This window comes from Pseudomonas sp. AOB-7, from assembly GCF_003696305.1.
GTDB lineage: Bacteria > Pseudomonadota > Gammaproteobacteria > Pseudomonadales > Pseudomonadaceae > Aquipseudomonas.
In genome coordinates, this window is record NZ_RFFK01000006.1 from 135,211 (window position 1) to 148,535 (window position 13,325).

Below are 13,325 nucleotides of genomic sequence, written 5' to 3' on the forward strand. Positions count from 1 at the left end.
CCATCCCCTCCATCCGGATCGTCGCGCGGTGGGCGCGACCAAGGAACCCTTATGCATATCGAACCCGGCGTCGTCGAAGGCGCCAAGATCCTGCTCAGCTACGCCACTGCCGTCACCGGCCTCGGCCTGACCGCCAAACTGGCCCGCGATGCCATACGCGACAACGGCGGGGTGGTCGCCCTGGCGCTGCGCAGCCTGTTGACCACCGCCCTGGTGTTCTGCTTCTTCGAGGTCTTGCCGCGTCATCCGGTGGGCGTCTCGGAGGTCCACCTGATCCTCGGCTCGACCCTGCTGCTGCTGTTCGGTGCCGGCGCCGCGGCCATCGGTCTGGCGGTCGGCCTGCTGTTGCAAGGGCTGCTGTTCGCCCAGTTCGACCTGCCGCAGTACGGCATGAACGTCACCACCCTGCTGCTGCCGCTGTGGGGCATCCAGCTGCTGGCCAAGCGCATCGTCGCGCCGGGCACCGCCTACGTGGATCTCTCCTACCAGCAGGCGCTGGCGCTGTCGACCGCCTACCAGGGCGGCATCGTCGCCTGGGTGGCGTTCTGGGCCTTCTACGGTCAGGGCTTCGCCGGCGACAACCTGGCGGCGGTGGGCAGCTTCGGCCTGGCCTACATGAGCGTGATCCTGATCGAGCCGCTGATCGATCTGGGCGTGCTGGCCGCGGCCAAGGCGCTGGCGCGTTTCAGCCAGGGCCCGCTGTTCAACGTGCGCCTGCATCAGGCCGCCTGACCCGCAGCGCTACCGGCGGCGCTGCCAGATCATCTTGCCGGTATTGCTCTCGGTGACCAGGTACGGGTCGCTGAAGCGATAGTAAGCGGCGGGCTGGTAGTCGGCGGCGCCGTCCAGGCGCACCAGCAGCACGCCGTTGTCGCTGCGCCAGCGGCCGCGGTACTGCAGTTCGCCCGGGCTGTTGAAACTCCAGTCGCTGCCGCCGCCGGCCGCCAGGCTCCATTGTGCGACGCTGCCGTCGGCGCCCAGCTGCAGGGTCAGCAGGGTGGCGAAGGCGGCGAAGCTGGCGCCGCCGCTGTTGATCTGCTTCTCGTGAATCCAGGTGCCGATCAGCGCCGGGTCCAGGCGTTTCGCCGCGACTGGCGCGCCGGCCGGCGCGCCACGCTGGAACAGCGCCTGGCGCTCCAGCACCTGGCCGTTGCGCGGGTCGCGCGCGGCGATGCTGACGTTGAGCATGGCGTTGGCGTAGGTGGCGTTCATATTGGCGATCACCAGCCCGGACTGCGGGTCGCTGATCTCGGCGCGCAGCAACTGGCCGTCGTAATGACCCTTGAGGTTCAGGCGCAGGCGCTGGTTTTCCACATACCGCCCTTCCACCGTCTGGCCCTGGCTGTTCAGGATCAGTTCGGCCGGCAGGCCGTCGAGGTTGGCGTGGTAGTGGCCGTCCAGCTCGCCGGCGAGCAGGACGGGAGCGAGCAGGGGCAGCAGGAGCAGGCTGAGCAGGCGTGGCATGGGGCGACCCTCGGGCAGGCGCTATGCGGCTAAGCCTAGTCGCTTGACCGCGGGGCCGCCCCAGGCTTGCAGACTGTCCCGGTCGCCTACTCTGGAGCACCGCCATGAACCGTCGCCAAGCCTTCCACCACGAACTGCAACTGGCCCGCCGTCTGCGCCGCCTGGGCGATGCCGCGGGCGAGCTGCGCCATCTGGAGCGTGCCCATATCCTCGGCCAGCCGAGTTTTCTCCAGCACGGCCTGAGCCACTGGCTGATGCTGCTGTGGGCCTGGGGCCGGCGCGACTGGGCCGAGCTGGTCGCGCAGCTGCTGCGTCTGCCGGGCAGCCTGGGGTCGCTGCTGGGCCTCTACCCGCTGGGCAATCCCGGCACGCGCCGGGTCGGGCCGCTGACGCCGCAGCCCTTGCCGGAGGATCTTGCTCGCCTGCTGCGCTGAGCGCTATGCCTGGCGCCGCCGGAACAGGCAAGATAGGGGCGTTCGATCAACCAGGAAGGTGCGCCGTGAAACCCTGTGCCGATGAATTCGTCGTTGCCTTTACCCCGGAAGAGGCGGTCGACCGCCTCGCCGCCCTCCACCAGCAGGCCACCGGTGCCCTCAGTCGGGCGCTGAAACGCTACCTCAAGGAGCGCATCAAGCCCGACGCCGGCGAGCATTGTCTGTTCCGCTATCCCGAGCTGCGCCTGACCTACCTGTGCCAGGGCGAGGTGCCGACCACCGTGCGCGCCTACGCCAAGGTGCAGGTGCCGGGTACCTACAGCGTCACCGTGACCCAGCCGGCGGCCTTTCGCAAATACCTGCTGGAGCAGCTGCGGCCGCTGATGCACGACTTCACCCTGCGCGTGGAAGTCGGCATGAGCCAGCAGAACATTCCCTATCCCTACGTGGTGGAGCAGGGCGACGAGCTGGCCGGCAGCGGGGTGACCGCCGCCGAGCTGGCGCGGGTGTTCCCCAGCACCGACCTGTCCGCCGCCACCGACGGCACCGCCGACGGCCTGTACGACTGGGAGAACACCGACCCGCTGCCGCTGGCGCTGTTCGACGCGGCCCGGGTGGATTTCTCCCTGCGCCGCCTGGTGCACTACACCGGCAGCGACTGGCGCCACGTGCAGCCGTGGATTCTGCTGACCAACTACCACCGCTACGTCGACCAGTTCATCCGCCATGGCCTGGACATGCTGGTGGGCGACTCGCGCTTCACCCGCCTGGTGTTGCCGGGCAACGTGGTGGTCGAGCGCGGCATGGCCGAAGGCGAGATGCAGGCGATCATCGAGAACGTCATCTGGCACCGCTACCAGATGCCGGCCTATCACCTGCAGGCCGATGACGGCCACGGCATCACCCTGGTCAATATCGGCGTCGGCCCGTCCAACGCCAAGAACATCACCGACCACCTGGCCGTGCTGCGTCCGCACTGCTGGCTGATGATCGGCCACTGCGGCGGCCTGCGTCAGTCGCAGACCATCGGCGACTACGTGCTGGCCCACGCCTATATGCGCCGCGACGGCATCCTCGACCGCGTGCTGCCGCCGCATATCCCGCTGCCGGCGCTGGCCGAGGTGCAGCAGGCGCTGCAGGAGGCCGCCAAGCTGGTCACCGGCGAGCAGGGCGACGAGCTGAAGAAACGCCTGCGCACCGGCACCGTGCTGACCTACGACGACCGCAACTGGGAGCTGCGCTGGGCCCAGGAGCGGCCGCTGATCAACCTGTCCAGAGCCGTCGCCGTGGATATGGAAAGCGGCACCATCGCGGCGCAGGGTTACCGCCTGCGGGTGCCCTACGGCACGCTGCTGTGCGTGTCGGACAAGCCGCTGCACAGCGAGATCAAGCTGCCCGGCGCGGCCGGCGCCTTCTACGAGCGCGCCGTGACCCAGCACCTGCGCATCGGCATCGCCGCGCTGGAGCTGATGCGCAGCCAGCTCGACTCGCTGCACTCGCGCAAGCTGCGCAGCTTCGACGAGCCGCCGTTTCGCTGATCAGGCGGCTGCGACCTCGTCGCGCAGCAGCTCGGCCAGCGCCAGGCGGTCGATATTGGCACCGCTGAGCACCACCGCCACGCGCTGGCCGGCGTTGCATTCGCGCTCCAGCATCAAGGCGGCCAGGGCGGCGGCACCGGCGCCTTCGGCGAGGTTGTGGGTGTCTTCGTGGTAGACGCGGATCGCGGCGCGGATGGCCTCGTCGTCGACCCGCACGATGCGCGCGGCGCCGGCGCGGATGATGTCCAGCGCCAACTGCTGCGGCTGGCGGCAGGCCATGCCGTCGGCCAGGGTGTCGGCGCGCTCGGTCTGCACCAGGCGGCCCTGCTCGAAACTCTGCGCGTAGGCGTCGGCACCGCTGGCGACCACGCCGATTATCTCGGTGTCGAGGCCGAGCAGGTCGCGGGTGCGGATCATGCCGCAGATGCCCGAGCCGAGGCCGATGGGCACATAGACCCGGCGCAGGTTCGGCAGCGCTTCCAGCAGCTCCAGCGCGTAGGTGGCCACGCCGCGCACCAGATCCTCATGCAGTGACGGCACCCAGTGCAGGCCGTCGCGTTCGGCCAGGCGCGCGGCCTCGGCGCGCGCCTCGTCGAAGTCGCGGCCATGTTCGATCACCTCGGCACCGAGGGCGCGCATCGCCGCATTCTTCTCGCGCGCGTTGCCGTGCGGCACCAGGATGCGGATCGCCAGGCCGGCCTGGCGCGCGGCCAGCGCCAGGCTCTGGCCATGGTTGCCGCGGGTAGCGGTGACCAGGCCACGCACCTGCGGCTCGCGGCGCAGCAGGGCGTCGATATAGACCAGCCCGCCGCGCACCTTGAACGCGGCAGTGGGGGCATGGTTCTCATGCTTGACCCACAGCTCGCACCCCGTGCGCTCGCACAGCAGCGGCCAGCTCAGCTGCGGCGTGGGCGCCATATGACGGTGAACCAGTTGCGCGCTCTGGCGCAGTTGGGCGAGGTCGAACATGACGGGCACTCCGAGTGGCGTTGACCCGGATGCTAGTGCGGCGCATTGTATGGGTAAATCTTTATATTGCATGGCAAGCAATGTGGCTTCCTGACCTCAACGACAGCGCCTTACCCACCTACCTGGCCCTGGCCGAGGCCATCGCCACGGCCATCGGCCGCGGCGAGCTCAAGCCCGGCGAGCGCCTGCCGCCGCAGCGCCGCCTGGCCTGGACACTGGGTATCAACCCGAGCACGGTGATGCTCGCCTACCGCGAGGCGGCGCGCCGGCACCTGGTCTCCGGCGAGGTGGGCCGCGGTACTTACGTGCTGGCCGGCAGCCGCGAGGCGAGTCTGTTCCGGCTCAAGCAGCCGGCCGCGCAGGGCGCGCTGATCGACCTGTCGACCAACGTGCCGGTGCACGATCCGGACAACCGCGACCTGTCCGCCAGCCTTGCTGCGCTGGCTGAACGTGGCGAGCTGGACGCGCTGCAGGCCTACCCCTCGGCGGCGTTGGTCGAGCGCGCGCACCTGGCCGGCGCCACCTGGTTGCGCCGCCGTGGCCTGGAACTGGCGCCGAACGGCCTGCTGCTCTGCGCGGGTGCCCAGCAGGGCGTCTCAGCCGCCTTGTTGGCGCTGTGCGAGGCGGGTGAAGCGATCCTGGTGGAGCGCTACACCGCGCCGGGGATCAAGGCCGCCGCGCGCCAGTTACGCCTGCCGCTGCACGGGGTGGCGATGGACGAGCGCGGCATCCTGCCCGACGAGCTCGACCGCCAGGCCCGCGCCACCGGCGCTCGCGTGGCGGTACTCACGCCCTGCCTGCAGAACCCTACCGGCGCCAGCCTGGACGCCGAGCGCCGCGCCGCCATCGCCGAGGTGGCGCGGCGTCGTGGGCTGTGGATCATCGAGGACGACGTCTACGGCGTGCTCGGCAGCGAGGCGCCGCTGGCGGTGCAGCTTGCCGAGCGCTGCCTGCTGATCAGCAGCCTGTCCAAGAGCGTCGCGCCGGGCTTGCGCCTGGGCTTTATCGCGGGGGCGCCGGAGCTGCTCGAGCGCATCGACCGCGAGGCCCAGGCCACGCGCTGGGCCGTGGCGCCGCTGAGCCTGGCGCTGGCCTGCGAGTGGATCGAAAGCGGCGTCGCCGAGCGGCGCCTGGCCTGGCAGGTCGAGGAGCTGCTGCAGCGCTGGCGCCTGGCCGCGCGTGTGCTCGGGCCGCGCATGCCGCAGGGCAGGGCGGTGGCGCCGCACCTGTGGCTGGATGGCGCGCCGCCTGCCGGCCTGGCCGAGGCCTGTCGGCAGCATGGCGTGGAGGTGGTGCCGGCCGAGGTGTTCGCGGTCGAGGCCAACCCGGGATACGCGGTGCGCGTCAGCCTCGCCGCCGCGGCCAGCCGCGCCGAGCTCAAGCGCGCCCTGGAGGGCATCGTGGCGGCCTGGCCGCTCGCCTGAGCCTCAGCGGCTGGCGTCCAGCACCACGCGATAGCGTGCCTTGCCGCTGCGCAGGTGGTCGATGGCCGCGTTCACCTGGCTCATGGGGAAGTGCTCGACCTGCGGCAGGATCTGGTGGCGGGCGCAGAATTCGAGCATGGTCGCCATGCTCGCTGGCGAGCCCACCGGCGAGCCGGACAGGCTCTTCTGCTGCGGGATCAGGTTGAACACGTGCACCGGGATGGCGCTGGGCACTATGCCGACGAAGTGCAGGCGGCCCTTGCCGCGCAGGGTGCCGAGCAGGGCGCTCCAGTCGAGGTCGGCGCTGGCGGTGACCAGGAGGAAATCCAGGCTGCCGGCAATCGCCTTCATCGCCGCGCTGTCGGTGGAGGCCACCACCCTGTGCGCGCCCAGGCGCTTGGCTTCGTCCTGCTTGCCGAGCGAGGAGGTGAAGGCGGTCACCTCGCAACCCCAGGGATTGAGAAAACGTAGCGCCAGGTGGCCGAGGCCGCCGATGCCGACCACGCCGACGCGGTCGGTGGGTTTGACGTCGAACTCCAGCAGCGGGCTGAACACCGTGGAGCCGGCGCAGAACAGCGGGCCGACCAGCGCCGGGTCGAGCCCCTCGGGCAGCGGCACGGCCCAGGCCCAGTGCGAGCGCAGGCGGTCGGCGAAACCGCCGTGGCTGCCGACTATGGTCGGTTTCACCGAGCGGCACAGCTGGTGCGAACCCTCCATGCACGAGCCGCAATGCATGCAGCTGCCCTTGTACCAGCCGATGCCGACCCGTTGACCCAGCGCGAGGCCGCGCGCCTGTTCGCCGAGGCGGACGATGGTGCCGACCACTTCATGGCCGGGGATAAAGGGGTAGCGCGCATTGCCCCATTCGTTGTCGATCATCGACTGGTCGGAGTGGCAGATGCCGCAGTATTCCACCGCCACTTCCACCTCCTCGGCGCCGAGCGGGCCGGGGTCGTAGCTGTGGCGTTCGAGCGGGGCGCCCGGGGCGGTGGCGGCCCAGCCGCTGAAGGTGGCGAGTTCGGCGCTGCTGCTCATGACTGACTCCTGTTGCGAGGGGACGGAATCAGCAGCTTAGTCGCCGCGCTACGGCGGGGAAGCACCATCAGCGCCGCTTATCGTGAGTTACACTGCGCGCCCCAGTTCCACCGAAGCCCGCCGCATGTCCCGCCCTCGTCCTCCTGCCAGTCCCCGTCCCGCCGCCCCGCGCCGGGTGGCCAAGGCGCCGCCCGCGCAGCCACGGCTGATCCTGCTGAACAAGCCGTTCGATGTGCTGACCCAGTTCAACGACGAGCAGGGCCGCGCCACGCTCAAGGACTTCGTCGAGGTGCCCGGCGTCTATCCGGCCGGGCGCCTGGACCGCGACAGCGAGGGCCTGCTGCTGCTGACCAACGACGGCCGCCTGCAGGCGCGCATTGCCGATCCGAAACACAAGCTGGCGAAGACCTACTGGGTGCAGGTGGAGGGCGAGCCGAGCGAGGCGCAGCTGCAGCAGTTGCGCGACGGCGTGACGCTTAACGACGGCCCGACCTTGCCGGCCCAGGCGCGCCTGTTGGACGAGCCGCAGCTGTGGGACAGAAATCCGCCGGTGCGCTTTCGCAAGAGCGTGCCGACCGCCTGGCTGGAACTGGTGATCCGCGAGGGTCGCAACCGCCAGGTACGGCGCATGACCGCCGCGGTCGGCCTGCCCACCCTGCGCCTGGTGCGCGTGGCCATCGGCCCCTGGCGCCTGGATGGCCTGCAGCCGGGGCAATGGCGCGAGGTGCCGGCGCGGCTTTCGTAGGCTGGATATGGCGACGCCCTGTCCACCTCTGCCCATCCCATGGCGGACAAGCCTCCGGCATGTCCGCCATACACGCTGGCCCTCAGTAGCCCGCCTTGATTACCGCGATGCCCTGGTTCAGCACCTCGCGCCAGGCCTGGCGAGTATCCGCATCGCACGCCTTGTCGTGCGCGCTGATGCTCAGCAGCAGCGCGTCGAGCCACAGGTCGTAGAGTTCGGGGCGGATGTCCAGGCGCTGGCGCGAGTGCGATTCGCCGAGGGCGCGCAGCTTGGTATCGGGCAGGCCGCGGGCGTGCATCACCAGGTTGACGATGCCCTGGCGCAGCAGCTGCTTCTGCCCGCTCATGTCGGTGTTGGCGAATTTCTCGCGGATCAGCGGCGAGCTGGCGAGGAAGTGGCGGTAGAAATCGTCGAAGAAAGCGGGGCTGGCGCAGCAGCGTCCATAGCTCTGCATCACCAGGTTGGCGGCGCTCATGCAAACTCCTTGTCAGTGGCGGCGCGCTTGCGCCTGGCTCGTCCGTGCCGTGGTCGGCCTCAGCCGTGAATGCCGCGGGCGGTCTCGATGATGTAGGTGATGATCGGCTTGGCGAGGAAGGCGAACAGGCACAGGCCCAGGCCGAGGAACAGGATGGCGGTACCCAGGCGGCCGGCCTTGGACTTCTTCGCCAGGTCCCAGATGATGAAGAACATGAACAGCATCAGCCCGCCGACCAGCACGTACATCATCAGGGCTTCGAATTGTTCGGTTTCCATGGGGCCTCGTGGTTCGGAAGGCAAACGCGGGGCGCAGATTATACGCGCCCCGATCCGCCCTGCGGCATTTCCGCGCCGGGCCTGCGACCTTCAGTCGCGCAGGTGCTGCAGCGGCAGCTGGGTGCTGGAGAGGATCTGCTGCAGGACGAAGCTGGAGCGCACGCTGGAGACGCCGTCGATGCGGGTCAGGGTGCCGAGCAGCAGCTTCTGGTAGTGATCCATGTCCGGCACCACCACCTTGAGCTGGTAGTCGGCGTCCATCCCGGTGACCAGGCAGCATTCGAGCACCTCCGGGCACTTGCGGATCTGTTCCTGGAAATGCTCGAAACGCTCCGGGGTGTGGCGGTCCATGCCGATCAGCACGTAGGCGGTCAGGCTCAGGCCGAGCTTCTTGCGATCGAGCAGGGCGACCTGGCCGAGGATGTAGCCGTCGTCCTCCAGCTGCTTGACCCGCCGCGAGCAGGGCGAGGGCGACAGGCCGATGCGTTCGGCCAGCTCCTGGTTGGACAGGCCGGCGTCGCGCTGCAATTCGGCGAGAATGTTGAGGTCGTAGCGGTCGAGTTTGTCCACTTTTGGCTCGCTATCTGATTGGATTGCTTTTAATCATGCGCGCTTAGTTAAAAATTGCGCAAGTAACAGGTTTGTGAGCAATGTTCGCAATCTTTCTTCGGCGCTGCGGGCGTAAGCTTTCTTTCAGTTTCACGGCCCGGACGACAAGTCCCACCGGCCTCGCCCAACCAGGCGAGCCGGCGCCGGCGATCCCACCGGATCGCACCGGCACCCGGGTCCGCACTGCCCAACCAGGCGGGCGACGAAAGCGGCGACAACACCGCCAGCACCGGACAGATTCCCCGAGGGGGCCGCAAGGCCCCTTTTTTATTGGTCGCGTAGACGGCGAGTCGGGTTCGTAGGGTGCGCCGCGCACCAGCCGCTCATCGGCTCTGGCCGCGAGCGGCCGCCTCAGCGCTCGACCAGTTCCGGCGGGTCGGCGTGCACCAGCACCTCGGCGCGCGGGAATTCGCTGCGGATCGCCGCCTCCACCGCCACGCAGTGGGCGTGGGCCTGGGACAGGCTGATCTCGCCGGGCAGTTCCAGGTGCAGCTGGACGAACCAGCGGGTGCCGGAGATGCGCGTGCGCAGGTCGTGGGCACCGAGCACGCCGGGCACGCTGCAGGCCAGCAGGTGCATACGCGTGCTGATCTCCGGGGCCAGTTCCTGATCCATCAGCACCGCCACCGCTTCGCGGAGGATGCTGACGGCGCTCCACAGGATGTAGCCGGCGATGCCGACGGCGAACAGCGCATCGCCCCGCTGCCAGCCGAGACTGGCCAGCAGCAGGGCCAGCAGGATGCTGCCGTTGAGCAGGATGTCCGAGCGGTAGTGCAGCGAGTCGGCGTGGATCGCGGTGGAGCCGGTCTCGCGCACCACGTGGCGCTGGAACAGCAGCAGGGCGACGGTCAGCGCCAGCGACAGCAGCATCACCGCGATGCCCAGGCCCTCGGCCGCCAGCGGCTGCGGCGCTAGCAGGCGCTGCACGCCCTGAATCCCCACCAGCACGGCGCTGATGCCGATGAACAGCGACTGGCCGAGGCCGGCCAGGGCTTCGGCCTTGCCGTGGCCGTAGCGGTGATCCTCGTCGGCCGGCTGCAGGGCGAAGTGCACCGCCACCAGGTTGATCAGCGAGGCGGCGCTATCGAGCAGCGAGTCGGTGAGGCCGGCCAGCAGACTGACCGAGCCGCTCAGCCACCAGGCGATCGCCTTGGCCAGCACCAGGCTCAACGCCACCGCCAGCGCCGCGGCGGTGGCCAGGCGCATCAGCCGGGCATGCTGGCGCTGGATCTGCATGAGTGGTTCAGGCCGCCGGGCGCAGGCCGAAGGCGGCCAGTTGCTGGGCGCTGCCGCTGTGGCGGATCAGGCGCGGGTCGTCCAGCGGCAGTCGGTGACCGGTGCTGCGCTCGATCAGCGCCTTGAGGCCGGCCTGGTCGAGCTTGCCCTCGGCATCCACCAGTTGCTTGAGCTGCTGCGGGTCGAGCTGGGCGGTCTGGCCGCCGGGCAGGTAGATGGCGCCGGTGGCGAAGTCGATGGCGAAGGCGATCAGCCCGGGAATGACGAAGAACAGGATGCCGATGGCGTCCATGGCGGCGACCGCCGGGTCGATCTTGCCTTCGATCTGGCCGCGGCGGTCCGGGTAGAACAGGGTGCCGCAGGCGGTCAGCTGGGTGAACAGGGCGACGGCGAGAACGCCGGCGATAACGCGGGATTGCGTGCGCATCGAGCACCTCCAGGGAGAAAAGTGGCGCAACTATAGCAAGGCGGTGATTGCAAAACTGCTGTCCGATCTCTCTGACCCGCGAGCCTGTTGGCAGTTCGCCGCTATAATCGCCGGCCTGCCGTGGAGAGCCCATGAACGCCCTGCCCATCGATGCCCTGCTGCCGGCCCTGCGCGAGGCCCTGGCCGCCCGTGACGAAGCCGTACTGGAGGCGCCGCCCGGCGCCGGCAAGACCACCCGCGTGCCGCTGGCGCTGCTGGACCAGGCCTGGCTGGCGGGCCAGTCGATCCTTATGCTCGAACCGCGGCGCCTGGCCGCCCGAGCCGCCGCCGAGCGCCTGGCCAGCGAACTGGGCGAGCGGGTCGGCGAGACCGTCGGCTACCGCATCCGCCTGGACAGCAGGATCGGGCCGAACACCCGTATCGAGGTGGTCACCGAGGGCATCCTCGCCCGCCGCCTGCAGGACGATCCGGCGCTGGACGGCGTCGGCCTGGTGATCTTTGACGAGTTCCACGAGCGCAGCCTGGACGCCGACCTGGCCCTGGCGCTGTGCCTCAATGGCCGTGCCATGTTTCGTGGCGTGGACAGCGGTGCGCCGCCGCTCAAGCTGCTGCTGATGTCCGCCACCCTGGAAGGGCAGCGCCTGGCGGCGTTGCTCGGTGAGGCGCCGGTGCTGCGCAGCGAGGGCCGCATGTTCCCGGTGGATATCCGCTGGGGCGCGCCATCGCCGCCGGGCGAGTGGATCGAGCCGCGGGTGGTGCAAACCGTGCTGCAGGCGCTGGCCGACGAGCCGGGCAGTCTGCTGGTGTTCCTCCCCGGCCAGGCCGAGATACGCCGCGTTGCCGAGCAGCTGGGCGAGGCCCTGGCCGGGCAGGGCGACATCCGGCTCTGCCCGCTGCACGGCGAGCTGGACCTGTCCGCCCAGCGCGCCGCCATCGAGCCGGCGCCGCCCGGCACGCGCAAGGTGGTGCTGGCCACCAATATCGCCGAGACCAGCCTGACCATCGACGGCGTGCGCGTGGTGGTCGACGCCGGCCTGGCGCGGGTGCCGCGTTTCGATCCGGCCAGCGGCATGACCCGCCTCGATACCCAGCGCATCTCGCGCGCCTCGGCCACCCAGCGCGCCGGTCGGGCCGGGCGCCTGCAGCCGGGCGCCTGCTACCGGCTGTGGTCGGAGCACCAGCACGAACAGCTCAGCGCCTATTCCGCGGCGGAGATTCTTCAGGCGGATCTGGCCGGGCTGGCCCTGCAGCTGCTGCGCTGGGGCGTGACGCCGCAGGAGCTGAGCTGGCTCGACGCACCGCCGCCGGCCGCCTACGCCCAGGCGCTGGAGCTGCTCGGCCGCCTCGGCGCGCTGGATGCGCGTGGCGCGCTCAACGCCCACGGCCAGGCCATGGCCGAGCTGCCGGCGCATCCGCGTCTCGCCCACCTGTTGCTGCGCGGCCAGGCGCTGGGCCTCGGCGCGCTGGCCTGCGACCTGGCGGCGCTGTTGTCCGAGCGCGATATCCTCCGCGGCGGCGGCGCCGATCTGCACAGTCGCCTGGCCCTGCTCGGTGGCGACAGCCGCGCGGCGCGCTCGGCGCAAGCTGGGGTGCAGCGTGCCCGGCAACTGGCGCGGCAGTTCCAGGGCCTGCTCAGGGGCCGGCCGGTGACCCAGGCGGTCAGCGAGCCCGAACACCCGCGCTGGCTCGGCTGCCTGCTGGCCTTCGCCTACCCCGATCGCATCGCCCAGCAGCGCCGCGCTGGCGGCGCCGACTATCGCCTGGCCAACCGCCGCGCGGCTCAGTTCGCCGAGGCGGACGCGCTGATGAAGCACGAATGGCTGGTGGTGGCCGACCTGGGCAGTCGCCAGGGCCAGCGCGAGGAGCGCATCTATCTCGCCGCCGACCTCGACCCGGCGTTGTTCGAGTGCGAGCTGGCCGAGCAGGTCGAGACGCTGGACGTGCTCGACTGGGACGAGCGCGAAGGCGTGCTGCGCGCCGAGCGTCAGCGCAAGGTCGGCGAGCTGGTGCTGCAGCGCCAGGCGCTGGCCGCGCTGGACGAGGAGGCGCGCTGCCGGGCGCTGGTCGGCCTGGTGCGGCGCAAGGGCCTGGAGCTGCTGCCCTGGACGGCGGAGCTGCGCCAATGGCAGGCGCGGGTGGCGCTGCTGCGCGAACTGGATATGCGGCAGCAGGGGCAGAGCGATTGGCCGGACCTGTCCGACGCCGCGCTGCTGGCCAGCCTCGAGCAGTGGCTGACGCCTTACTTGAGCAAGGTCAATCGCCTCAGCCACTTCGCCAGCCTCGACCTGCCTTCGATCCTGCAGACCCTGCTGCCCTGGCCGCTGCCGCAGCGTCTCGACGAGCTGGCGCCGCGGGCGCTGACGGTGCCGTCCGGCTCGCGCATCGCCATCGACTACAGGGAACAGCCGCCGGTGCTGGCCGTGCGCCTGCAGGAGCTGTTCGGCCTGGCCGCCACCCCGCGCATAGCCGGCGGCCGCCTGGGGCTCAAGCTGCACCTGCTGTCGCCGGCGCGGCGGCCGGTGCAGGTGACCCAGGACCTGGCCAGCTTCTGGGCCAATACCTACTTGGAGGTGAAGAAGGATCTGAAGGGCAGGTATCCCAAGCATTACTGGCCGGACGACCCGCTGATCGCCGAACCCACCGCGCGGGCCAAGCCGCGCAAGTGAACCTGCGGCGGCCGGGGGCTGTCCC

14 protein-coding genes are annotated in these 13,325 nt (G+C 70.2%); 6 read left to right on the forward strand and 8 right to left on the reverse strand.

Annotation, left to right across the window (positions count from 1 at the left end; genetic code table 11):
- Nucleotides 1–51: 51 nt before the first annotated feature.
- The gene (locus tag EA796_RS13585) at nucleotides 52–732 is read left to right on the forward strand and encodes an energy-coupling factor ABC transporter permease (RefSeq protein WP_021443510.1); all 681 of its coding nucleotides are present in this window, start codon (nucleotides 52–54) and stop codon (nucleotides 730–732) included.
- 9 nt (nucleotides 733–741) lie between these two features.
- On the opposite strand, the gene EA796_RS13590 is transcribed toward EA796_RS13585, so the two are convergent.
- Nucleotides 742–1,464 carry a hypothetical protein gene (locus EA796_RS13590; RefSeq protein WP_122108976.1) on the reverse strand — a complete coding sequence of 241 codons (723 nt, stop codon included), beginning with the start codon at nucleotides 1,462–1,464 and terminating at the stop codon, nucleotides 742–744.
- A 104-nt stretch (nucleotides 1,465–1,568) separates the two neighbouring features.
- On the opposite strand from EA796_RS13590, the gene EA796_RS13595 reads away from it, so the two are divergent.
- Both EA796_RS13595 and amn read left to right on the forward strand, forming a co-directional pair.
- On the forward strand, nucleotides 1,569–1,898 hold the full coding sequence (locus tag EA796_RS13595; RefSeq protein WP_122108977.1) for a DUF3703 domain-containing protein: 330 nt from the start codon (nucleotides 1,569–1,571) through the stop codon (nucleotides 1,896–1,898).
- Between the two features lie 65 nt (nucleotides 1,899–1,963).
- Complete coding sequence (gene amn, locus EA796_RS13600) at nucleotides 1,964–3,436, forward strand: AMP nucleosidase (protein WP_021443513.1); 1,473 nt, start codon at nucleotides 1,964–1,966, stop codon at nucleotides 3,434–3,436.
- Here the strand turns inward: amn and EA796_RS13605 are convergent, their stop codons facing one another.
- Nucleotides 3,437–4,405, reverse strand: a complete 969-nt coding sequence (locus EA796_RS13605) for a threonine dehydratase (protein ID WP_122108978.1) — start codon at nucleotides 4,403–4,405, stop codon at nucleotides 3,437–3,439. It lies immediately after the preceding gene.
- A gap of 80 nt (nucleotides 4,406–4,485) precedes the next feature.
- Between EA796_RS13605 and EA796_RS13610 the strand changes: the two genes are divergently transcribed.
- Entirely contained in the window at nucleotides 4,486–5,829 is a 1,344-nt protein-coding gene (locus EA796_RS13610; protein WP_122108979.1) for a PLP-dependent aminotransferase family protein, read from the forward strand.
- Between the two features lie 3 nt (nucleotides 5,830–5,832).
- On the opposite strand, the gene EA796_RS13615 is transcribed toward EA796_RS13610, so the two are convergent.
- Nucleotides 5,833–6,864, reverse strand: coding sequence for an NAD(P)-dependent alcohol dehydrogenase (locus tag EA796_RS13615; protein ID WP_122108980.1), 1,032 nt, complete (start codon nucleotides 6,862–6,864; stop codon nucleotides 5,833–5,835).
- 175 nt (nucleotides 6,865–7,039) lie between these two features.
- Between EA796_RS13615 and EA796_RS13620 the strand changes: the two genes are divergently transcribed.
- A complete protein-coding gene (locus EA796_RS13620) occupies nucleotides 7,040–7,609 on the forward strand; it encodes a pseudouridine synthase (RefSeq protein ID WP_178082565.1) in 570 nt (189 codons plus the stop codon).
- A gap of 82 nt (nucleotides 7,610–7,691) precedes the next feature.
- Here the strand turns inward: EA796_RS13620 and EA796_RS13625 are convergent, their stop codons facing one another.
- The 5 genes from EA796_RS13625 to EA796_RS13645 all read right to left on the reverse strand — a co-directional run bounded on the left by EA796_RS13625 (nucleotide 7,692) and on the right by EA796_RS13645 (nucleotide 10,634).
- Nucleotides 7,692–8,084: a globin gene (locus EA796_RS13625; protein ID WP_122108982.1), complete on the reverse strand. Its 393-nt coding sequence runs from the start codon at nucleotides 8,082–8,084 to the stop codon at nucleotides 7,692–7,694.
- A 59-nt stretch (nucleotides 8,085–8,143) separates the two neighbouring features.
- A complete protein-coding gene (locus EA796_RS13630; protein ID WP_003240295.1) occupies nucleotides 8,144–8,362 on the reverse strand; it encodes a DUF2788 domain-containing protein in 219 nt (72 codons plus the stop codon).
- A 90-nt stretch (nucleotides 8,363–8,452) separates the two neighbouring features.
- Entirely contained in the window at nucleotides 8,453–8,932 is a 480-nt protein-coding gene (locus EA796_RS13635; RefSeq protein WP_021443909.1) for an Lrp/AsnC family transcriptional regulator, read from the reverse strand.
- Between the two features lie 390 nt (nucleotides 8,933–9,322).
- Nucleotides 9,323–10,207, reverse strand: a complete 885-nt coding sequence (locus EA796_RS13640; protein WP_122108983.1) for a cation diffusion facilitator family transporter — start codon at nucleotides 10,205–10,207, stop codon at nucleotides 9,323–9,325.
- Nucleotides 10,208–10,214: 7 nt separating this feature from the next.
- Nucleotides 10,215–10,634: a polyribonucleotide nucleotidyltransferase gene (locus EA796_RS13645; RefSeq protein WP_122108984.1), complete on the reverse strand. Its 420-nt coding sequence runs from the start codon at nucleotides 10,632–10,634 to the stop codon at nucleotides 10,215–10,217.
- A 131-nt stretch (nucleotides 10,635–10,765) separates the two neighbouring features.
- Here EA796_RS13645 and hrpB point away from each other — a divergent pair, with 131 nt between their 5' ends.
- On the forward strand, nucleotides 10,766–13,300 hold the full coding sequence (gene hrpB / locus EA796_RS13650; protein ID WP_122108985.1) for an ATP-dependent helicase HrpB: 2,535 nt from the start codon (nucleotides 10,766–10,768) through the stop codon (nucleotides 13,298–13,300).
- Nucleotides 13,301–13,325: the final 25 nt, after the last annotated feature.

Excerpts from the sequence above, each read along its gene's own strand:
- hrpB (WP_122108985.1), top strand. The coding sequence starts at position 10,766 with ATGAACGCCCTGCCCATCGATGCCCTGCTGCCGGCCCTGCGCGAGGCC.
- EA796_RS13595 (WP_122108977.1), top strand. The coding sequence starts at position 1,569 with ATGAACCGTCGCCAAGCCTTCCACCACGAACTGCAACTGGCCCGCCGT.
- EA796_RS13640 (WP_122108983.1), bottom strand. The coding sequence starts at position 10,207 with ATGCAGATCCAGCGCCAGCATGCCCGGCTGATGCGCCTGGCCACCGCC.
- EA796_RS13645 (WP_122108984.1), bottom strand. The coding sequence starts at position 10,634 with ATGCGCACGCAATCCCGCGTTATCGCCGGCGTTCTCGCCGTCGCCCTG.
- EA796_RS13585 (WP_021443510.1), top strand. The coding sequence starts at position 52 with ATGCATATCGAACCCGGCGTCGTCGAAGGCGCCAAGATCCTGCTCAGC.
- EA796_RS13615 (WP_122108980.1), bottom strand. The coding sequence starts at position 6,864 with ATGAGCAGCAGCGCCGAACTCGCCACCTTCAGCGGCTGGGCCGCCACC.
- EA796_RS13590 (WP_122108976.1), bottom strand. The coding sequence starts at position 1,464 with ATGCCACGCCTGCTCAGCCTGCTCCTGCTGCCCCTGCTCGCTCCCGTC.
- EA796_RS13605 (WP_122108978.1), bottom strand. The coding sequence starts at position 4,405 with ATGTTCGACCTCGCCCAACTGCGCCAGAGCGCGCAACTGGTTCACCGT.
- EA796_RS13610 (WP_122108979.1), top strand. The coding sequence starts at position 4,486 with ATGTGGCTTCCTGACCTCAACGACAGCGCCTTACCCACCTACCTGGCC.
- EA796_RS13625 (WP_122108982.1), bottom strand. The coding sequence starts at position 8,084 with ATGAGCGCCGCCAACCTGGTGATGCAGAGCTATGGACGCTGCTGCGCC.
- EA796_RS13630 (WP_003240295.1), bottom strand. The coding sequence starts at position 8,362 with ATGGAAACCGAACAATTCGAAGCCCTGATGATGTACGTGCTGGTCGGC.